Raw genomic sequence first — 22,088 nt, 5'->3', positions numbered from 1 at the left:
ATTATGATTCCTCCAATTGCTTTCTAATCACCTGCTCGCCGAGAGCGATGTCAGGTTTATGACCGGTGAAGCGTTCAAATGCTTCAGCCGCTTGTAGTACAAACATTAAAACACCATCAAGTGTATCAAGCCCGTTTGCGGTCGCTTCCCGCAAAAGACGGGTCGGGGTCGGTCGATAAATAATATCACAAATCAAGGCTGTCGTCGCTGTCAATTCAATTGGTGTCTGATCGATGACAGGAGCCATTCCGACAGAAGTCGTATTGATGATGACATCATATGGCGTCAAATCAAGCGTCCTTGACCACGGAACAGCAGATTGTCCGAATTCAGCAGCCACCTGTTCAGCCGTCTGATTCGTCCGGTTCATGACAGTAACATGACCGGGAAGCATCGGAATAATTCCGCGGGCTGCTCCGCCTGCTCCAATCACTAAACTGTTTTTCGCATTCGTCCGTGTCGCAAGGGCACGGGCAAACCCGGTGCCGTCTGTATTTGCACCGACCAGTTTCTCCCCGTCCCAGTAGACGGTATTGACGGCACCGGCGCGGGCTGCTGCCGGCTCCAGACGATCAAGAAAAGGAATGATGGCCGACTTATGTGGAATCGTCACATTGATTCCATCAAACTGCCGTTTTCTTAACTTCTGAACGAACGCTTCCAGCCCGTCCCCTTCGACATCTAACGTGGTATAACAACCGAAAAGCCCAGCCGCTTTCAGCCATGTTTCGTGCAACATGGGTGAAAGTGAATGGGCAATCGGATGACCGATGACAGCAAATTGCATCAGACAAGCGCCTCACGTAATGAGACAGCAACACCTTTTGGTGCATAGGCAGCAACTCGTCCGCCTTTTCCGTGAACTGCCACCCAACCGAGTCCACTGAAAACGATATCCGTTTTCATGTTGTCGCGTAGACTGAACTCGTGTCGAACGAGCGGCGGAAGCATCTCAAGCGTCTTTTCATTCGGCGGAGATAACAATTCTCCGTTATGATTCGCATACAGATCGTCTGCTTTGTCGAGCTTCGTCCGGTGTACTTTTAAGTCATTTGACATATAGATGACGAATGACCGTTTGTTGCCTTCCATGTAGTCAAGACGTGCCAGACCACCGAAGAACAATGTTTGTTGCGGATGAATTTGGAAGACTTGCGGCTTGATTTCTTTTTTCGGCGTAATCAATTTCAAGTCTCTTGCATCCACATAATGTGCCATTTGGTGATGATTGATGATTCCCGGTGTGTCGTACAGATTACAGTTATCATCGAGCGGGATATCAATCAAATCAAGTGTCGTTCCCGGGAAGTGGCTGACTGTGATGACAGCTTCTTCTTCTTCACCGAAACGTTTGATGACTTGGTTAATCAATGTCGATTTACCGACGTTCGTACAGCCGACGACGTAAACGTCGCGTCCTTTACGGTAATAATCGATTTTTTCCGCCAACTCATCCACACCGTGTCCTTTTTTCGCACTGATCAGATGGACATCGACCGGACGCAGACCAAGTTCTTTTGATGTTTGGCGCATCCAGTTCATCAGACGATTCGGATTAAGTGATTTCGGGAGCAGGTCGGCTTTATTTCCGACGAGCAACACATCATTTTTTCCGACAAACCGGTGTAGTCCAGGTAACCAACTTCCGTTAAAATCAAAAATATCGACAATTTTAACGACTAATGCATCTTTTTGACCGATTCCATCTAAGATTTTGACAAAATCATCGTCCGTTAATGCGACGTCTTGAATTTGGTTGTAATGTTTTAGTTTAAAACAACGTTGGCAAATGACCATTTCACGGTCAAGTGCAGATTTAGGCGCATAACCAGGTGCTTTTGGATCCTCTGTTTGGATCGCGACACCACAGCCTGCGCAATTGATTTCTTCCATGTGTGTGTTGAGCCGCATCGGGACTTTCCCTTCTCTATTCAACGTAGCGCCCTGCACGCCACTCCAAGAGCGTAACTTCCGACCTTTCGCCGTACATGTTGCGACTGCTGCCTATCCTTTCATCTACCGGTATGACAGGGTCATTGCTGCTTATCTTGACGAAGCGTTTCAATCGGGTGTTTCAACGCTGCCGGATCTTCTTTGACACGTTGCGTCAATTTGTAGATGCCTTTACGTTTCATCCGACGGAAAATCAACCGTTCCATCAAGCGATTAAATTTTGTGACGACACCGTCTGTCTTGACGACGGGTTGAACGTGGATGACTTCGATACCTACTGAATTTGCGCCTAACACATCTGTAAACAGTTGATCTCCAAGGAAGACAACTTCCTTCGCGTGATAACCAAATTCCGTCAACGCGCGTTTAAAGCCGATCGGTAACGGTTTACGTGCCGGTGCAATATAATGTAAGCCAAGTGGATCCGCGAATTTCTTGACTCGATCGCCGTTGTTATTCGAGACGATGATGACGTCAAATCCATATTGGTTATTCACCATATCGAGCCATGACACCAATTCGTCTGGAGCATCGGCAATATTCCAAGCAACAAGTGTATTATCAAGATCCGTCAAAATTGCTTTGACACCGTTTCGTTTTAACATCTCTAAGTCGATATCATAGATCGACGCCACAAAATGTTTTGGATAAAGTCGTTTAAACAAGAATAAAACCTCCAGATAATGGTCTAGCTCTATAGTTAAGTTTAAGAAACAGTTATGTTCTTATCGTTCGATTATAGCACAATCCATTTGATAGAGCGACGACCAAAAGAAAACGAAAGAGCACGTGTCTCTTCCGTTTCATCATTTCTGTTCAATAATAGCGGATCCATAAATAGACTTGCGAAATAATCAGCGTCACGATGGTGATCGGCGCTCCGTAAAGCAGGAATCGTCCATACGTAAACTTCTCCCCTTGCCGCGTCGCAAGCCCCGCGACAATCACATTGGCTGACGCGCCAATCAATGTCCCGTTTCCGCCAAGACACGCTCCGAGCGACAACGACCACCAGAGGACGTCGACTTGCGGGCTGTCCGGCGACAATCCGATTCCTGCCGCAACATCGTTGATCAAAGGAATCATCGTCGCGACGAACGGAATGTTATCAATCGTTGCACTGGCAACACCCGATAACCAAAGAACGGCTGTTGCCGTCGTCTGGATGTCTCCGCCTGTCAACGTAATCGTTTTCTCCGCCAGGAAACGGATGATTCCGACTTCCTGAATTCCGCCTACGAGAATAAACAGTCCGGCGAAGAAAAAGATTGTCGTCCATTCGACCCGGGCAAATACTTCTTCCAATTGATGGTTGTTTTCAATCGTCAGCAGCATCAAGACGGTTGCGCCGAGAATCGCAATCGCCGGTGCTTCGAGATGAAGACCGATTCGACTCAGTAACGGATGAATGACGAACAATGCAATCGTACTTACCAGGACGATACTGCTGCGCGTGACTAATTTACGGCTGACGATGTAGCTGTTTTCGTCAATCTCCATCAATTTTTGTTGGTCTTCCGGTTCCACGTGTAAGTGTTTGCGGAAAATCATATACAAAATACCGATTGTCACGATTGTAATCAGCACAATCACAGGTGCGAGGTTCAATAAGAAGGCATTGAACGTCAAATGCGGATTAGCGGCTCCAATCATGATGTTCGGAGGGTCACCGATCAATGTGGCCGTTCCACCGATGTTGGCAAACAGGACTTCCGCCAGTAAAAATGGAAACGGCTTGATTTTTAAGACCTTCGTAATCGAAAACGTAATTGGAACAATCAACAGGACCGTCGTGACATTGTCTAAAAAGGCAGATCCGAGTGCCGTCAATCCGGATAGTAAAATCAAGATTTTTACCGGATCTCCCTTTGTTTTTTTAGCCGCCCGAATGGCAATGTATTCAAACAATCCGGACTGATTGGCAATCGTCACTAAAATCATCATCCCGATCAATAAGACGATTGTTCCCCATTCAACGTATTCAAACAAGGCAGATTCCAACCGGACGATGCCGAATATCACCATTGCTAATGCACCTAACAGGGCGACAATTGCCCGACTAATTTTTTCACTGATGATCAAAGCATAGGTCACTAAAAAAATGAATAAGGCCCCGTAAATTTGAAGCGACGAACCCGACGCTCCCGTAAATAATAAAACCTGCATGACAGTTTCCTCCTAAGCATGACGAAACGCTCCCTTCGTGACGGGAGCGTCTTCATTCATGAATTCCAATAACCGATGCGTTGTCCCATTAAAACAGGACCTTTTATGTTCGGTTCTAACGTCATCGCATCTTTCGGGCAAATCAAAACGACTGTTGAACCAAATGAGAAATAGCCGAACTCGTCACCGCGTCTGACTTCCCGGTCTGGATTCGTCTGAACGATGGTGTTGACGTTCAAAGCACCGACCATGACATGCTCCAGTGCGTGTTTCCCGTGTGTGATACGGGTGACCCGGCGATAGTTTCGCGTCAGCGGCCGTTTTCCGTATTCAAGTCCGAGATCATTGACCGGTGCCGAATCACGGCCGAGTGTATAGCTCGTCCGAACGGTTCCGTCGATTGGTACATGCACCCGGTGATAGTTCTGTGGACTGAGGTAAAAAATCAATACCTTTCCTCCGATGTAGTGATCGGCTTCATGGTGCGAACCGAGCAACTCAGATACCGAATACGTCTGCCCTTTGACGGTAAAACGACTGTCTTCCGTCAAATCCTCGACAACCGATAAGACGCCGTCACACGGACTGACGACAGCTTGCTCCGACTGGTCAATCGGACGAACGGTTTCCTTTAAATTCCGGACAAACAAATCATGCAGCGTCTTATACGACTCAAGCGGCTGACCCGCCTCCTGCATCTGTAAGTCATACATTTTAACAAACGGTCGAATCAGCGGACGGCTGACCGGACTCATCGCAAAACGCCGCAATTGTCTTGCGACGGCCGGATGACCGTTCAGTTCAAACAGTTGTGTAAAGAACCATTTTTTAATCATTTAAATCACCTGACGACTCTTCCTCGGAATTTTTCACGGCTTTCCCTGCGAAAAATTCTTTATACGCGTCTTCTGTCTGCTCTCCGGATACGCGGCTGACTTCTTTTCCATCTTTGAAATGAACGACAGTTGGTGTTCCTTCGATCCCAAACGTGTCCCAAGCCGACTGTTCGACGGCTAAGTCAATTTGTTCAAATGGAATATCCTGTTTTTCACCGAGTGGTACTAAGTACGGTTTTACTTTTTCACAGTGTACGCATCCCGTCTGATAAAAATACGTATAAAATTCATCACCGGACTTCAGCTTATCCGACACTTGACTCGCAGTTAGGTTTCCGTTTTTAGAGGCGGTATCCTCTCGATCCGTAAACAGTAACATCGTCGCCCCGATCAAGACGATCAGCGCAATCACACCAGCCGTAATCCAATTAGCTTTCGATTGCGGTTTTTTGGTTGATTTCACACGGTTAGATTTCTTTGACACAGTATCCCTCCGTCATTTTGGCAACAGCCATTTTTTCTGAATCATTATAGCATGCCCCTCTGCAAGAATCGTATCGATTTGCAAAGCGTCATCAATCAGTAACAGATCGGCACGTTCACCTGGTTGGATGTTCCCTCCGGAAATACCATAGGCCTCGGCGACGTTTGACGTGACCGTCTGAATCGCGTCCTTGAAATGCACGCCATGCTTCACTGCTTCACGGACCGCATCCAACATCGAGGTCGGTTTTCCGGTTTCAAGACGAAGCAGTTTCCCGCTCTCGTCAAAGGCAGGCAGGCTTGCACCGGCGTCACTGGACATCGTAATCCGGGTCAAAGGAATACCGGCAGCAAGAGCACGGTGAAGCGCCTGTCCTGCTGGAATTTCCCCTTCTTTAATGAATGCTTCCGTCGTACAGGTCGTAAAATCAATACGCCCGCCTTGTTTCGCCCAACGTAAGCCGGCTTCAAAAATCCGTTCACTACGGTTGATGTGCGTCGGCAAAAATTGGGTAATCGGAATATCTGTCATTTCGACTACTTCTTCGAGCAGAGCAAGGGCGCGTTTCCCGTCGCCGATATGGACATTCATCGTTCCCCGCACTCCTTTTAAGAGACCGGCAATCCGTGCTTGCGAAGCAAGACGTGACAACTCATGGACCGTCGGTTGGGTGGAACGATGATCATTGATCGCAATCTCACCAATTCCGATGACTTCGTTAATCAACAGAATATCTTCAGCAATCGACGGCGTAATCGAAACCGGCGGGACGGCGTAACTGCCTGACAAGAGAAAAGAACGGATTCCTTGGCTCGTATAGCCCCGCAAGTGTGCGAGCAAATCGATTCCTGTTCGTGTCCAGCCATCTGTTCCAAGCAATCCGACGACGGTCGTAACACCTGCTTCGAGAAAATCAGTGGCCGAAAGCGGAGGTGTCCGTGTTGCAAAACCACCTTCCCCGCCCCCGCCGATTGGATGGACGTGTCCATCGAGCAGACCCGGGATCAGTTGTTTCCCCGTCCCGTCAATCGTCTGAGTAATCAGCCGTTCATCCACCGTATAGGAACCGATGGCAAGAATCTTCCCCGCACCAATCAGTACATCCGTCGCTTCACCGGCTACTGTCACATTTTTAAGTATTATCATCACTTGCCTCCCAAATCATAAAAAGCGAGCCTATCGTCCAAATGACGATATCTCGCTTTTACCTTATTCTGCCTTTGTCCCTTGACCAAGACCAAGATCTTCATTGACTGCATCAAGTGCGAAGACGACAAGTGAAGTCACGACTGACATAGCTGTCGCGAATCCGAAGTTATACGTGACTGCATCGACCGCTGATACGATGAACACGGCTGTGTTCACGAGTAAGAACGACCAGAAGAATGTAACGAGAAAACGCATTCTTCCCCCTCCATTTCTTAACTTACTTTTTAATGTCCTACGTTTCGTAGTATATCATTTTTTAAGGGAACGGACAGCTTTTCTCCGATTTTTTTAAACGCTTTCCCGAATTCAAAAAGCAGACAATTTTAGATATTTTTCGATGGATTATGCTACAGTAAGCGTAATGAATCCAGAGTGGAGTGAGTATCCCATGCAACGTCATCTGATCGCCGTCGATTTGGACGGCACATTATTACGCGACGACAAAACCATCAGTCAGGCCAACTTACACGCATTGAGAACGGCACGCGAGAACGGCCACGAAGTCGTCATCGCCACCGGACGTCCTTTCCGGCACGCGAAACGCTATTACGATGAACTCGGATTGACGACACCGATCGTCAATTTTAACGGCGGACTGGTTCACCATCCGCATGATCCACATTTTGAAGTCAGCCATCATCCGATTCCGCTGAAAACCGTCCAGCACATCCTGGAGTCGGTATCGGACTCGAAAACACAAAATATCGTGTGTGAGGTGACCGATCATGTTTACTTCCAAAATGATCCGGTCGGAATTTATGAATTCTATACAGATCATGCTTTATCCGTAACGACCGGCGATTTACGAAAGGTTCTGCAACACGAACCGACATCGCTCCTGATTCATGCGAAAGGTGAACATGTCCAGGACATCCGGTCCGAACTTTCAAGCATTCATGCGGAAACGGTCTTGAACCGTCAATGGGTCAAACCGGAATATATGGTCGAGGTCATGCGAAAAGGGACGAGTAAAGCAATCGGCTTACACCAAATTTCACGTCATCTCGGAATCGAACAAAAACAGATCATTGCTTTCGGAGATGAAGAAAATGACTTGGAAATGCTCGAGTACGTCGGGCATGGTGTCGCGATGAGCAACGCCATCGGAGCACTGAAACTGGTTGCCAACGGTACGACGAAATCGAACCAGGAAGACGGAATCGCTTATTACCTGAAACATATGCTCGGCCTGATTTAATCTCATGAACAAAGTCGGCTTCTCTGTCCATCAGACAGAAAAGCCGGCTTTGTTGTTTCACCTTACCCTTTACGGAAGTAACCGACGACAGAGTCTGTCGCGACGACGTTGATGAACACCGTTTCGTCCGCATCGCGGCAAATCCGTTCAATATCGCGCAATTCATGCCGTTCGATGACCATCATCAGCGTCGACTTCTCAGCCCGTGAGTACGTCCCGATGGCCGGCATCTGAGTAATTCCGCGAATGATGTGTTGATGAAGTGCCGTCGTGATATCGTCGGCATGATTCGTAATGATGAAAATCGTCAACCGTTGATTGCTTGTATGAATTTCATCGACGACTTTCGACGTGACATAAATGAAGACAATCGTATACAGTGCCGTCGACCAACCAAACAATGCTCCTGCAAGGATTGCAATCAAAAAGTTCAATACAAACAGGTATAACCCCACGCTCCGGTCGGAGAAACGGGCAAAAATCAATGCCACGATATCAAAACCACCCGTAGATGCCCCGAATTTAATCGTAATTCCGGTTCCGATTGCCAGTAAGACCCCACCAAATACGGCATTGAGCGTTTGATCACCCGGAATAACAGCATACTGAGGAATAAGTCCGATAAAAATCGTTGTCGCCAAAACCGATATCAATGTAATGATGGTAAAACTGCGTCCGAGCATGATCCATGCTAAAACAATCAATGGCAGATTCAAGACTAAAAACCAGACGTTTTCCCCGAAAGCAAACGCCGTCCCTTGTAACACCTGCGTTAAAATCTGGGCAAGTCCCGTAAATCCTGTCGAGTAAACACCACTTGGAATCAAGAACCAGTTCATCGCTACTGCGATGACGAACCCGCCAATCGAGGCGACAATCACTTTTAGCATACTTTCCTTTACAACCGCTGTCACACCTTGTTCTCCTCTCATTCGTAAACTATCTTGGAACACTTTAGCACATAACAAATGTGTCCGGATAGTCAAGATGATGAAAGAATTACATTTCTTTTTTTGGTAACGCTCTCATTTTCAGAAGTTGAACACATTCTTCCTCAGACGAAAAAAGGGGGCAGATTTGACATCCGCCCCCTTTGTTTCATATCCGGTAAAAATCCGTCTTTTTCGGGTTTTCTTAAACAGTCATCGAAGCTGGAATGGTAACCGCACCTTCTGCCGGGACTTCAACCGGTTCACCGTGAAGCTGTAACGTAAAGACTTCACCTACGTTTTGTTCAATGCACACTTCGTTCTGCTTGACCTGAACGAGAATGTGATGTCCACGCCATTGCATCCGGAACGAATAACTCGTCCAGCCCTTTGGCAACATCGGCTTGAAGGACAATGTCCCCTGCTCGACACGCAGTCCGGCAAATCCGTGAACGATTGACATCCAGGATCCGACCATCGACGTGATGTGGAGACCATCTTCCGTATCGTTGTTATAGTTATCAAGATCGAGCCGTGCCGAACGTTGATAGAGTTCCATCGCTTTTTCTCCATAACCGACTTCAGCCGCAATGATCGAATAGATACAAGGTGAAAGTGATGATTCATGGACCGTCCGTGGCTCATAAAAATCAAAGTTTTTCTTCTTCTCTTCGATCGAGAAACGATCCGTCAGGAAATAGAGTCCTTGCAGAACATCAGCCTGTTTGATGAAGACAGAACGCAGAACACGGTCCCACGACCAATTTTGGTTTAACGGTAGGTGTTTTGGATCAAGATCCGCGACCATAATCTGTTCCTTATCCATGAAACCGTCTTGCTGCATGAATACATCCGGAACAGAATCGTCTTTCGGATAATACATTTTCTGATCAATCTCGGCCCAGTGAGCTAATTCTTCTTCCGTGAGAGCCAATTGATGCATCAATTCTTCGAGGCGTGCCGGTTCTTCCTGCTCCAGGTGACGATAGACGGTCTGCGCATACTCGAGACACCAGGCAGCCATTAAGTTCGTATACCAGTTGTTATTGACGTTATTTTCGTATTCATTTGGTCCAGTGACACCAAGAATCATATAAACATCTTTATGCGGGACATAGTTGACGCGACTCGCCCAGTAACGTGCGATTTCAACGAGCACTTCAAAGCCGTATTGTCCGAGGTAAGAGGTATCTCCTGTGTAGTTCGTATAGTTATAAATCGCATGGGCAATCGCACCGTTCCGGTGAATTTCTTCATGCGTAATTTCCCACTCATTGTGGCACTCTTCCCCGTTCATCGTCACCATCGGATATAAAGCACCCTTCATTCCGACATTTTTATCCGCATTTTCTTTCGCTTGCGGGAGTTGGTTATGACGGTACTTCAACAAATTCCAGGCAACCTCCGGCTTCGATGTCGCAAGATAGAAGTTCAGGCAATACGCTTCTGTATCCCAGTAAGTCGCCCCACCGTATTTTTCTCCCGTAAACCCTTTTGGCCCAATGTTCAGGCGGGAATCTTCGCCTGTGTACGTCTGGAACATATGGAAAATGTTAAAACGAATTCCCTGTTGGGCTTCGATATCCCCTTCAATCTTCACGTCCGCTTCTTCCCAGTGCTTCAACCAGGCCGCTTCATGTGCTGCAAGCACATTGTCAAATCCGCTCTCAAAAGCGTCATTCACGCGTTTCATCGCCTGTGCCAGCAAGTCTTCAATCTCATAATCACGATTCGTGACGAGGGCCACTAGCTTTTCAGCCGTCACTGCTTCACCGGCCGGTACCTGTTTCGTGAAACGATTGGCGACATATTGTAATGTACTTTCAAGCACTTCGCATCTCGCACCTTCGACATCGGTAATCATCGCCGCCGTGACATGCCAGTCCAACTTCTTCGTTTTTGACGTGACGTAAGCAAACCGTTCTTCCACGCCGTGCTCGACCGGAAGCCAGAATTTCTCGTCATAGTTAGAATCTTCGTTTTCGACGTCGGCGTCGAGATAGGATTCTATGACGACTTCCGCATCAAAGTTGACCGGTGTGACCGTGTAACGAAGTGCAGCTAATTCCTTATCAACGATCGAGAAGAAGCGTTTCGACTCAATTTTCGTTTCCTCGATTCCGTTTCGGATCAGCATCGTCCGTGTCAGAACACCGTGTTGCATGTCGAGTTCCCGTTTAAAATCGACGACTTCCCACTCGTTTAAATCGACATTCTTGCCATTGATCGAAACACGAAGTCCCATGATGTTGACGGCATTCAAGACTTTGGCGAAATATTCCGGATAGCCGTTTTTCCACCAGCCGACCCGTGTTTTATCCGGGTAGTAGACGCCCGCGACGTACATCCCTTGATGCGTGTCTCCCGAGTAGTCTTCTTCAAAATTTCCGCGCATTCCCATATGACCGTTTCCGATCGCTGTCATCGATTCAGCAAGCCGGTTGTCTTCCGGATGAAAACCCTGCTCCGTAATTTTCCATTCATTGATATCAAACAATCGTTTCATGATTAGTCGCTCCCTTATTCTTAATCACATCGATGCTTAGGCATCTTTTTGTAAGCGTTTTTATTTTCTCTATATTCTTTATTCTACACATAATCATCGTTAATGCAATCGTTTGCACGAAAATAAAAATCTTTTTCGATTCGCACGGTCATTTCGTGTTCCTGATTGGTTTACGGTTCTTTTTTCTTCAAAAGAAAACACCACTTTTCCTGAACGGACAAGTGGTGTTTCAGGATGGTATTCAATTATTTTACCGTGCCGCCACAAGATTGACGCACAACTAAATAATGAGGAACAATGACACGTTTGCCATAGGGTGTCGCCTCTTCGTTCATTTGTTCAATCAGACAGTTCGTTGCTTCAAATCCTAAACCGAAGATGTTGATTTCAACCGACGTCAACGGCGGACTGGAAAACTCCGCGATGAATAAATTGTTGAAACTGACGACGGCCATTTGATCAGGCACACTGATTTCCATCTCATTTAACGTACTCATGACACCAAGCGCCATCATGTCATCACTGACGACGACAGCCGTCGGCGGGTGTTCCAGCGACATCAACCGTTTGATGGCGTCCGCTCCTCCGGTCGTCATGAATGGTGCACTGACGATATAAGATTCATGGATAGGTAGTCCCTCTTCCATTAAAGCTGTCTTATACCCACCGACCCGTTCTTGCGTGACCGCTAAATCCTGCGATCCTCCGACAAACGCGATGCATTCGTGTCCGAGTTGATGTAAATACTTCGTGACTTCTCGTCCTGCAAGATAGTTGTCCGTATCAACGTACGTGACATGTGAGGAATCACTAAATGGTTTCCCGACAACGACGAACGGAAACTTCGAATCTTGTAAAAATTGAACGACCTTGTCATCTGTTCGGGAATACAAGACAATGACGCCATCCACTCGACGACCCTGAACCATCGAGACAACGCCTTCGTAAACTTCTTCTTCCGAAACCCCCGTCGTCATATATAAGGAATAACCGTTTTGATGTGCTTTCGTACTAATGCCGCGAATAACTTCCGAGAAAAATGGATTTTGCAGTGTTTTCGTTGCCGCACTCGGCATGACAAGACCGATCGCTTGAGTCGTTCGATTGGCAAGACTCCGGGCATGGACGTTCGGATAGTAGCCTAACTCTTCCATTGCCTGGCGGACACGTTCTTTTGTTTTTTGACTGATGCGCGGACTGTTGGCAATTACACGCGAGACCGTTGATGGTGCAACGTTCGCTTCTCTTGCGACATCCTTGATTGTTACTTGCATCCCTTTCACCTCATCATTTCCCTACAAATGTATTTTAGTGTGTTTCCTTTGTCCGATTGATCCGTCGTCGATGGACGAATAAAATGATTAAGGCAAGGATTGGAGCGATTGATCCAATCGCAACGAGCGAGACCCAGTTGACCTGTGAACGTTCCACGACATAGCCGTTCGCGCTGCCTGCATCGAGCGTCACTTCATAGGCATCTCCGTCTTGACGTACCACGTCAGAGAACAACAATCCCCGAAGGCGTTGATCGTCACCGATTTCTGATGCTTTCACACGCAACGTCGTTTTCTTTTCCCCTAAATTGATGGCATACAAGACAGACTGATCTTTAGTTTTTCGTTCGAAGACGGCCATATGATCGGTTTTAGCCACCAGCCGTTGTTTCCCTGTTTCGAAAGCCGGATAGTTATTACGCATCTTATTTAACGTCTGTACATATTCCTGCATCTTATCGTTTTTATCGAATTCCATCATCATTCGATTTCCCGGATCTTCTCCACCAGGCATCGCGATCTCTGTCCCTTGATAGACGATCGGCATACCAGGTGCTGCATACAAGGCGAACAACGCTAAACGCAGTTGCCGTTCCTCATCAGGGGCTCCGCCAATCTTGGCTTCCGTAATGAAGCGTTTTAAATCATGATTATCAATAAAGTTCGCTAATGATATCGCTTTCGGATTAAACGTAGTATCTCGATTATAAACTGAATCGAGCTCTTCCGCTGAACCATTTTTGCGGGCGAACTGATCCTTGATCCCGTAGTAAAACGGGAAGTTCGTCACGGAATCAAATCCTAATTTAGAATAGGTCGCAATCTTACGCGGATCGCCGTCAAATACTTCTCCGAGTAAAAAGAGATCCGGATGTTCTTTTTTGACGGCCGGGATGAAGGTTTTCCAAAAATCCGATGGCACATGACGAACTGTATCGAGTCGGTAACCGTCGATTCTGGTCTCATCCACCCAGTAGTTCGCGACATTAATCAAGTACTTCACGACTTCTTTATTTTCTGTATTAAAGTCCGGTAAATCAAACAGCCAATTGTTCTCGACTTCCGCTTGATTGTTCCAGTTCATGATCTTCTGTTCTTCATGGAACCAGTCCGGTTTTTCTTTTACGAGCGGATGGTTCGGACCTAAATGGTTGACGACTAAATCGAGCACGACTTTAAGATCACGTTTATGTGCTTCTTTGACCAGTGCTTTAAATTCTTCTTTTGTTCCGAAGTGCGGATCGATTTCGTAATAATCGTCCGTCCAATACCCATGATAACCATTTGGTCGGTTCTTAAAGATTGGTGTCAGCCAAATCGATGTGAACCCTTCATCCTTGATGTAATCCAAACGTTTCGTGACACCTGCCAGGTCACCGCCCTGAAAAGCTTTCGGATCGTTTGGATCGGCCTCTAAATCATTGCTTTTGTCACCGTTCTCAAACCGGTCGACCATGATGAAGTACATTCGTTCTTTTTCCCATCCTGCAGCTTCGCTTGTCTGTGGAAATATTCCGATAGACAAGAGAAGCGGCAAGAGGAGAAGCATCACGCCTCGTCTCATGCCGCTGATTCCCCCTTGATTGATTAACCTTTCGTTCCACCTGCCGTCAATCCAGACACGAAGAAACGCTGGAAAGCGAAGAACAGAAGAACGATTGGTACTGCTGATAATACAGCACCTGCCGCAAACAATGTGAAGTTGTTGTCGAATTGCTCTGAAACCATGTTGTACAGTCCAACAGCTAACGTTTGTTTTTCCGGCGAACGGAGAACAAGTGACGCCAGGATGAAATCGTTGAACGGTGCCATAAAGTTGAACAACGCAATAACAGCAACCATTGGTTTTGCAAGTGGAAGAATGATTTGCCAGAAAATCCGTAGATGTCCTGCTCCATCCATCCGCGCTGCTTCATCCAGTTCTTTTGGTATTGTATCAAAATATCCTTTTGCAAGATACGTGTTCATTGGAATCGCTCCCCCTGCATACAGAAGAATCAATGCCAAGTGCGTATCAAACAATTGCAACATGTTCAACAGGACGTAAATCGCGATAATGGCAACGAATTGCGGCACCATCTGCAGCACGAGGAACAAAATCAGTGAATTTTTACGGCCGACGAACCGGTACCGTGAAAAAATGTAACCCGTCAACGTAATCAATGCCACTGAGACAACCATCGTAATGACAGCGATTTTGATGGTGTTCAAATACCACATCCCGTAATCCGTTTGTGTCGCATCAAATAAATCAAAGTAATGGATTAATGTCGGATTGCTTGGGAAGATGTCCGAGGTGATGCTTTTCCCCGGGTTGAGCGATGTGCCGACAACCCATAAGAGTGGATACACGATAATTATTGAGGCGATCGTCAAAATGAGGTATGACAACGCCATGTTGATTCGGTTTTGTTTTCTCATTAGATCATATCCTCATCTTTGAATGATTTTGAACGTTTAAACTGAATGACGGCAATCGTCATGATGAAGAACGACAGCACAAGTGTAATCGCTGCGGCAAATCCGTATTGCGGATTCGAACCAAGCGAGAGTTTGTAAATCCAGGAGATCAGGATATCCGTTCCGCCGGCCGATTGACCCGGAACAGCCGGTCCCCCGTTGTTAAAGAGATAGATGATATTGAAGTTGTTGAAGTTAAACGTATATTGCGTGATCAAGATTGGTGCTGTTGCAAACAGGATCATCGGTAGTGTGATCAGGCGGAATTTTTCACCTGAAGTCGCACCGTCAATCGTTGCTGCTTCATACAAATCTTCTGGAATCGACTGCAGAATCCCTGTCGTCAATGTCATGATGTACGGGAAACCGAGCCACCACTGAATACCAATCAGGGCTAAACGCGTGTACGTCGGATCCGTCATCCACTCGACACCGCTGTCAAGGCCGATGGCAGGAAGCAATGTCGTATTAAAGACACCAAACGTCTCATTGAACATCGAACGGAAAATCAAAATCGTGATGAATGCCGGTACAGCCCATGACAGGATTAAAATCGAACGGAAGAAACGTTTTCCTTTTAATCCTTTTTGATTTAACAAGACCGCAAGACCAATTCCAATCGCAATGACACCGGTTGTCGAAGCAACTGTCCAGACGAGCGTCCATCCCAAGACACTGACGAACGTGTCACGGAAGATATCGACCGTAAAGATGTTCAGGAAGTTTTGAATCCCGATCCAGTCGACAAGCTTTGCAGGCGGTGAGTTGTTGAACTTATAGTTCGTAAAGGCAATCAAAAACGTGAAAATCAACGGTAAGACGACCGTGAAGACGAGGAGAACCAACGATGGAATCAGCATCGCGTACGGGAATCCATTGTCCCGGAAGTTCCGCAGCTGCATTTTCAAAGAAGGTACTTCTAATTCCAAATCACGAAGTTTACCGATTCGATACGCATCGATAAAGTTCCAGACGTAAATGGCGATACCAAACACAAGCAGAATCAATGCAATGATTCCCTCGACCATCAAGAAGATCGAGTGATCCCCCCTTACGCCTGGTACCTCACCGAGTGTAATCAATCCCCAGATCGCTCCACGATCTCCAGGACCGTTCCCGGCACCTTTAAAAAACAGCTCGAAATTTACTAAAAAATATGACAGAACGACGATAAAGAATGTCGCACCTTTTAAAAATTGTTTATTGTACAGTTGCCCCATCCCTGGAACGATCGATATCGCTGCTGCAATCGTCCGGTGATTCGTTTTTGGCTTTGGTGTTTTCGTCGGTTGTGGTGTCGCAATGGCCGCCATCGTCTGTTCTCCTTTCCAAAGGTCATGTCTGACCTCAGGCTTCTCTTCCAACCATAAAGATAAGGGGGAATCCAAGATCCCCCTTTCTTTAATTCTGTGTCAGTGATTCAGTTGATTATTGATTGTTTGCTTCGATTTGTTGCTTGATTTGTTTTACAGCGTCATCAGCTGATTTTTGTGCGTCTTGTTTGTTTGTAGCAACGAGTTGAAGTGCTGCTTCCATCGGCTCCCAAACTTGACCCATCTCAGCGATGTTCGGCATTGGTACACCGTCTTTAGACTGTGCGAAGACAGCTGCTGCCACTTCGTTATCTTTGATTGTTGCATCTTCTTGAAGTGAAGTGACCGGTGGGATTTCATTGTATTTCTCAAACATCGCTTTCGCGTTTTCTTCGCCAGTCAGTGACGCAAGGAACTTTTCTGCCCATTCTTGATTTTCAGAGTAAGCTGAAACAGCATACGTCTTAACACCTACGAATGTTTTGATTGCTTCCCCGTTTGGAAGTTTCGGAAGTGCTGAAGCACCTAAGTTGATGCCTTTTTCTTTATAACTTGCGACTGCCCATGGTCCGTTCATGACTGCGACTGCTTTCTTGTCGCCGAACAATTGGTCCATTGCTTGACCACCGCCACCGCCGATTAAACCTTTCGGGAAGAGACCTTCTTTGTACCATTTACCGATGTAATCCATTCCTTCAACTGCACCTTTGTTGTTAAGACCGATGTCAGCAGGATCAAGTTTTCCACCGTTTTCTTTAAAGACGTACCCACCGTATCCACCGATTGGACCGTGTGCGAAGTAGAAGTTATCCCAAAGTGCGAGGAAACCGTACTTTCCGTCTTTTTTCTGTTCTGTTGAGACTTTGTATAAGTCGTCCATTGAAGCAGGTGATTCTTTTAACTCATCTTTGTTGAAAAGAAGGATTGGTGTTTCGACTGCTTTAGGATAGCCGTAAACTTTACCGTCAAATGTAACGGCAGATTTAGCTGTATCGATGAAAGGTTCGAGTGCTTTCTCACCGTCTTTGAGTTCAGCAATCAACCCTTGGTCAACGACTGTTCCGATTTGATCATGTGGAAGAAGAATGATGTCCGGACCTTTTCCTGCAGGACCATCAAGAGCGACTTTCTTTTGTTGATCCGTCATTTTAACTTCTTTGACTTCAACTTTGACGCCTTCTTTTTCTTCAAATGCTTTAGCAGCGGCTTTCGTTGTTTCCGATTTTTCTGTATCTTCCCAAATCACGATTTTCGTTGGTTTTTTACCGCCTTCTGAACTTGTATCAGAAGAACCTGAATCCGTTCCACCGCCACATGCTGCAAGAGCACCGATTGCCATGACAGATACTGAAAGACCTGCTACTAATTTTTTGATTTCCATGTTCGAAAATTCCTCCCCAAGTTAACGTACGAATGATAAGTTCTGATGCACAACGTTTGCATAAAGGCACAACCATTTTCTCATGATAACAACCGAGCGGTTGTAAGCGTTTTATGAAAACGTTTGCATCACCTTTACATTTTTATTATACAATCTAAAATCATTTTGACAAGTCCTTTTCTTTAAATATTTCCTTACATTCAAAAAAGATTTTCGAAAAGTATTATTAAAAACCGATTGGATGCATTAGTTAAATCATTTTAAAAAGAAAACGTTTACATTTAATCAATTTGCACAACTAAGTGCAATCGATTGCGCTAATGTGGAAGAATTCTTTATCTCCTCTTGTTTTTTCTGGAATTCCAATTGACTTTAAGAAAGCGCTTCACTATTCTTAGGTCGAAGACAATTATATTAGAATGCAAGCGATTGCACATAGGGAGTGACCAAAATGCTGAAAGAAGCTGTTTTCCACCGCGCGATGTCACCGTTCGTCTATAAGTATGATGACAAAACGATTCATGTTCGATTGCAGACAAAAAAAAATGATGTGGATCACGTCGATCTTATCTGGGGAGATCCATATGATTGGCATACCGAAAACCCGGACGATGCCGATTGGAATTTTGATCCGTCCAAATCGAATTATTGGAACACATTCGAAACACCTATGAAACGGAGTGGTTCAGACGAGTTGTTCGATTATTGGTTCATCGATGTCGTTCCTCCTTTTCGTCGTCTGCGCTACGGATTCCGACTCCATGACGGACATTCGAGCCAGGTGTTTACCGAGCGTGGTTGGTTCGATGAAAAACCGTTAGATGACACCGGGTACTACTTCTGTGTACCTTATTTGAACAAAGTCGATGTCTTCCATGCTCCGGACTGGGTCAAGGATACGGTTTGGTATCAAATCTTCCCCGACCGTTTTGCCAATGGGGATTCAGCCAATGATCCTGCCGGTACTCTTCCTTGGAACAGTACTGCACCTACAACGACAAATCTGTTTGGGGGCGATTTCCAGGGTGTCATCGATAAAATCGATTACTTAGTTGATCTTGGAATCACCGGTATCTACTTCTGTCCGATTTTTGAAGCCAAATCCAATCATAAGTATGACACGATTGATTATTTAGAAATCGATCCCCAATTCGGAACAAAAGAAAAGTTCAAGGAAATGGTTGATTTGTTGCATGAAAACGGAATTCGTATCATGCTCGATGCCGTCTTTAACCATGCCGGTTTCCACCATAAAGCATTTGCTGACATTCGGGAACACGGTAGTAATTCTTCTTACCGCGATTGGTTCCACCTCCGCAACTTCCCGCTCGTAACCGAGCCGATGCCAAACTACGATACGTTTGCCTTTGTTCCGGAAATGCCGAAGTTCAATACGGAAAATTCGGAAGTAAAAGCATACTTACTCCATGTCGCCCGTTACTGGGTCGAAGAATTCGGAATCGACGGTTGGCGTCTCGATGTTGCGAACGAGGTCGACCATGCTTTCTGGCGTGATTTCCGTTCTGTCGTCAAAGAAGTGAATCCCGAGACGTATATTCTTGGAGAAATTTGGCATGATTCACAGGAATGGTTGCTCGGAGATCAGTTCGATGCCGTCATGAACTATCCGTTCACGAATGCAGCGCTCAATTTCTTTGCACTCGACAAAACATCCGCTTCTGCCTATGCGAATGATATGTCGCATGTCTTATTCTCGAATACGATTAACGTTAACGAAGTGACGTTTAACTTGATTGGCTCACATGATACGCCACGTGCCTTGACGCGTGCCGGAAACGATAAAAATAAGATGCGGCTGCTGTTGTTATCAATGCTGACCTTTTCCGGAAGCCCGGTCATCTATTATGGCGATGAAATCGGACTAGACGGTGATCAGGATCCGGGTTGCCGAAAATGTATGCCGTGGAATCCGGAAGAGCAGGATTTAAATCTACTGATGTATACGAAACATTTACTTCAATTGCGAAAGCAGCATAAGACACTTGCCAATCACGGTCATATCTCATTCGTCCATGCCGACGACGAAACCAATACCATTGTCATGCGCCGGATGAGTCAAGACGGGACGTATTACGTCTACTTCAATAACTCCAATCATCAAGCTACAATCCCCGCTCCTCAGTCTGGTCAAGGAATGGATCTCTTTTCAAACACACCACTTCCTTCATTAGAGATGACGCTCGCTCCGTATACCGGAACAATCATTCAAGTAATTTGATTTTCAGACAGCCTTTTTGCTCAAAAGCAAAAAGACTGTCTTTTTTCATTTCTGTGACAGGCCCCTTAAGGCTTTTAAATTAGGGTAAAGAGAAAAGAAAGGAGGGAATACTCTCTCATGGAATTATTTCTGTATGCGGGATTGATTCTGATTGGCTTGTTCGTCGTCAGTTATCTCAGTGAAAAGTTTCATCTCCCGAGCATTCTTGCCTTTATTCTAATTGGAATCATACTTGGTCTTTATTATGATTTACCGGAAGAATTAAAGCTCGGTGGAGAAGCCGGCATCATCGTCTTGTTTTTCCTGCTGGGTCTAAAGTTTTCTGTCGCTGATTTGTTAATCCAGTTTCGCAACATCTGGAAAGCGGGACTGATTGATCTTCTGTTATCGTTTGGCGGTACCTTCCTTTTGACTTTGGCTTTCGGATTTTCGGTACCTGAGGCATTTTTAATTGGCTGTGTTCTGTATGCGACAAGTTCGTCGATTTCGGCCCGCCTGCTCGACCGCGAACCGGATAAACACAAAGACGTGAATCGGTTTGTCCTTTCGTTACTTATCTTTGAAGATTTGGCGGCTCCTCTCTTATTGACAAGTGCCCCGTTTGTTCTCGGAACACAGGAGTTCACTTTCGTAAAAGTCGGAACGATTTTTCTTGGATTTATTTTCTTATTCAGTGCTCTGATTTTTTTAACGGTCTTCATCCGTCAAAAATCGAGAGTCGTTGATTCTCTTTACCGTCACCCGGATGCCGGCATCGGAATCATCGGCTTAATTTTGACTTTTTCAGGAATCGGGATCATGTTTGGTTTATCCGAAGTCCTGGGTGCGTTTATCGTCGGGATTTTATTAACGGAAATTAAAGAGACACGTTATTTAAAAAGACTGGTAACGCCTTTCCAAGATTTACTTTTACCCTTGTTTTTCATCTCGTTCGGCATGTCGTTTGAATTGACGGAAGGGCTCCCCTTGGATTGGTTTTTCGTTGCCCTCGTCGTTTGGGGACTTCTTTCTAAATTCCTGGTCGGTTTTTTAGGGGGACGAGCGTTTGGTCTTTCCAACTACCATGCGATTGAGTCCGGATTCTGTTTAGGACCACGCGGAGAATTCTCTATTTTATTCATCACGCTTGCGAGCGGAGCTTTTGTCACATTGACCGGATTGTATATTTTTGTTTCCGCTTTTCTTGGAATCATGCTATTTCGAATCTCAACCGGCCTGACGGATCGTACTCATGCGACTGCTCAAAAGATCAAACAAAAAATCAAGTGAATCATAATAGGACCTTCCGGCAGATTTCCGGAAAGTCCTATTAGTCGTCCACTCTGTCATCAGCGACCGCTGAAAACGGGCGCTTTTTTTTCTAGAAATGCTTGAACCGCTTGCTGGTGATCTTCTGTCTTTCCGGCACGGGATTGATAAATAATTTCCTGAGCCAGCATATCCTCGAGTGTCGATTCGGAACTTGCTGATTGCAACTGTTTGATATATCCGATGACTTTCGTCGGTCGGCTGGCAAGAAGTTTAGCAAAAGAAGCTACTTCCTGTTCGTACTGTCCGGCGTCCACACTTTTTGTCACTAAATGATAGTCGTAGGCTTGTTGCGCGGTAATTGTTTCACCTAATAAGGCAAGCTCGAGTGCTTTAGCTGACCCGATCAACCGGGGTAAGAAGTACGGAGCACCGGCATCCGGAACCAGTCCGATATTGATGAAGCCAAGTGATAATTTCGCATCATCGCGTACGATCCGGAAATCACAGGCTAATGTAAGAGAGAGTCCCGCCCCTGCAGCCACTCCATTAATGGCAGCGATGGTCGGCTTTTTCGTCGTTGCCAATGCCCGAATGACAGGATGGTAATATTGTTTTAAGTAGTCCCCGTGGTCCATACCGGGTTGTACGGTTTTTAAATCCTGGCCCGCACAAAATCCGCGCCCGGCCCCCGTCAAAACGATGACCCGAATAGTATCATCTTGATTCGCCTCTTCGATCGACTCCGCTAGTTCGGTTAAAAGTGTTGATGTGAGCGCATTCAGCCGTTCCGGACGTGATAACGTGATGGTCGCAACCTGCTCTTCAACAGCATAAGTGATTTCAGTTTTCATTCCATTCCCCTCCATTTCAAAAATGAACATCCATTCAT

At 46.0% G+C, this 22,088-nt stretch carries 19 protein-coding genes; 3 read left to right on the top strand and 16 right to left on the bottom strand.

Going from position 1 to position 22,088, the window contains the following annotated elements; all coding sequences use genetic code 11:
• Nucleotide 1: 1 nt before the first annotated feature.
• The 8 genes from aroE to ABIC15_RS04875 all read right to left on the bottom strand — a co-directional run bounded on the left by aroE (nt 2) and on the right by ABIC15_RS04875 (nt 6,843).
• Nucleotides 2–787, bottom strand: coding sequence for a shikimate dehydrogenase (gene aroE, locus ABIC15_RS04910; protein WP_354019885.1), 786 nt, complete (start codon nt 785–787; stop codon nt 2–4).
• On the bottom strand, nt 787–1,893 hold the full coding sequence (gene yqeH, locus ABIC15_RS04905; protein WP_026829033.1) for a ribosome biogenesis GTPase YqeH: 1,107 nt from the start codon (nt 1,891–1,893) through the stop codon (nt 787–789). Before yqeH ends, aroE begins: the two co-directional genes overlap by 1 nt.
• Before the next feature lie 140 nt (nt 1,894–2,033).
• Complete coding sequence (locus ABIC15_RS04900; protein ID WP_026829034.1) at nt 2,034–2,618, bottom strand: YqeG family HAD IIIA-type phosphatase; 585 nt, start codon at nt 2,616–2,618, stop codon at nt 2,034–2,036.
• A gap of 151 nt (nt 2,619–2,769) precedes the next feature.
• A complete protein-coding gene (locus ABIC15_RS04895; protein WP_354019884.1) occupies nt 2,770–4,119 on the bottom strand; it encodes an ArsB/NhaD family transporter in 1,350 nt (449 codons plus the stop codon).
• 56 nt (nt 4,120–4,175) lie between these two features.
• A complete protein-coding gene (locus ABIC15_RS04890) occupies nt 4,176–4,955 on the bottom strand; it encodes a phosphatidylserine decarboxylase (RefSeq protein ID WP_354019883.1) in 780 nt (259 codons plus the stop codon).
• The gene (locus ABIC15_RS04885; protein WP_012369665.1) at nt 4,948–5,439 is read right to left on the bottom strand and encodes a thioredoxin family protein; all 492 of its coding nucleotides are present in this window, start codon (nt 5,437–5,439) and stop codon (nt 4,948–4,950) included. Before ABIC15_RS04885 ends, ABIC15_RS04890 begins: the two co-directional genes overlap by 8 nt.
• A 12-nt stretch (nt 5,440–5,451) precedes the next feature.
• Nucleotides 5,452–6,585, bottom strand: a complete 1,134-nt coding sequence (iadA, locus tag ABIC15_RS04880; protein ID WP_318929283.1) for a beta-aspartyl-peptidase — start codon at nt 6,583–6,585, stop codon at nt 5,452–5,454.
• Between the two features lie 63 nt (nt 6,586–6,648).
• A complete protein-coding gene (locus ABIC15_RS04875) occupies nt 6,649–6,843 on the bottom strand; it encodes a YjzD family protein (RefSeq protein ID WP_012369663.1) in 195 nt (64 codons plus the stop codon).
• A gap of 193 nt (nt 6,844–7,036) precedes the next feature.
• Here ABIC15_RS04875 and ABIC15_RS04870 point away from each other — a divergent pair, with 193 nt between their 5' ends.
• Complete coding sequence (locus tag ABIC15_RS04870; protein WP_354019882.1) at nt 7,037–7,846, top strand: Cof-type HAD-IIB family hydrolase; 810 nt, start codon at nt 7,037–7,039, stop codon at nt 7,844–7,846.
• A gap of 62 nt (nt 7,847–7,908) precedes the next feature.
• Here the strand turns inward: ABIC15_RS04870 and ABIC15_RS04865 are convergent, their stop codons facing one another.
• The 7 genes from ABIC15_RS04865 to ABIC15_RS04835 form a co-directional block, all read right to left on the bottom strand.
• Nucleotides 7,909–8,760: a YitT family protein gene (locus ABIC15_RS04865; protein WP_012369661.1), complete on the bottom strand. Its 852-nt coding sequence runs from the start codon at nt 8,758–8,760 to the stop codon at nt 7,909–7,911.
• Nucleotides 8,761–8,980: 220 nt separating this feature from the next.
• On the bottom strand, nt 8,981–11,281 hold the full coding sequence (locus ABIC15_RS04860; RefSeq protein WP_354019881.1) for a glycoside hydrolase family 65 protein: 2,301 nt from the start codon (nt 11,279–11,281) through the stop codon (nt 8,981–8,983).
• Nucleotides 11,282–11,526: 245 nt separating this feature from the next.
• On the bottom strand, nt 11,527–12,555 hold the full coding sequence (locus tag ABIC15_RS04855) for a LacI family DNA-binding transcriptional regulator (protein ID WP_354019880.1): 1,029 nt from the start codon (nt 12,553–12,555) through the stop codon (nt 11,527–11,529).
• A 34-nt stretch (nt 12,556–12,589) separates the two neighbouring features.
• A complete protein-coding gene (locus tag ABIC15_RS04850; RefSeq protein ID WP_354019879.1) occupies nt 12,590–14,119 on the bottom strand; it encodes an alpha-amylase family glycosyl hydrolase in 1,530 nt (509 codons plus the stop codon).
• Nucleotides 14,120–14,142: 23 nt separating this feature from the next.
• A complete protein-coding gene (locus tag ABIC15_RS04845) occupies nt 14,143–14,976 on the bottom strand; it encodes a sugar ABC transporter permease (RefSeq protein ID WP_012369657.1) in 834 nt (277 codons plus the stop codon).
• Nucleotides 14,976–16,328 carry an ABC transporter permease subunit gene (locus tag ABIC15_RS04840; protein ID WP_354019878.1) on the bottom strand — a complete coding sequence of 451 codons (1,353 nt, stop codon included), beginning with the start codon at nt 16,326–16,328 and terminating at the stop codon, nt 14,976–14,978. Before ABIC15_RS04840 ends, ABIC15_RS04845 begins: the two co-directional genes overlap by 1 nt.
• A 115-nt stretch (nt 16,329–16,443) precedes the next feature.
• Complete coding sequence (locus ABIC15_RS04835; RefSeq protein WP_354020328.1) at nt 16,444–17,703, bottom strand: extracellular solute-binding protein; 1,260 nt, start codon at nt 17,701–17,703, stop codon at nt 16,444–16,446.
• 457 nt (nt 17,704–18,160) lie between these two features.
• Between ABIC15_RS04835 and ABIC15_RS04830 the strand changes: the two genes are divergently transcribed.
• Complete coding sequence (locus ABIC15_RS04830) at nt 18,161–19,948, top strand: glycoside hydrolase family 13 protein (protein ID WP_354019877.1); 1,788 nt, start codon at nt 18,161–18,163, stop codon at nt 19,946–19,948.
• A gap of 117 nt (nt 19,949–20,065) precedes the next feature.
• Entirely contained in the window at nt 20,066–21,217 is a 1,152-nt protein-coding gene (locus ABIC15_RS04825; RefSeq protein WP_354019876.1) for a cation:proton antiporter, read from the top strand.
• A gap of 59 nt (nt 21,218–21,276) precedes the next feature.
• Here the strand turns inward: ABIC15_RS04825 and ABIC15_RS04820 are convergent, their stop codons facing one another.
• Nucleotides 21,277–22,050, bottom strand: coding sequence for an enoyl-CoA hydratase/isomerase family protein (locus ABIC15_RS04820; protein ID WP_214848157.1), 774 nt, complete (start codon nt 22,048–22,050; stop codon nt 21,277–21,279).
• Nucleotides 22,051–22,088 lie beyond the last annotated feature (38 nt).

Origin of the sequence: Exiguobacterium sp. PvP048 (assembly GCF_040549175.1) — a bacterium.
GTDB classification, from domain to species: Bacteria; Bacillota; Bacilli; order Exiguobacteriales; family Exiguobacteriaceae; genus Exiguobacterium_A; species Exiguobacterium_A artemiae.
This window is presented reverse-complemented; position numbering and strand designations above follow the sequence as displayed.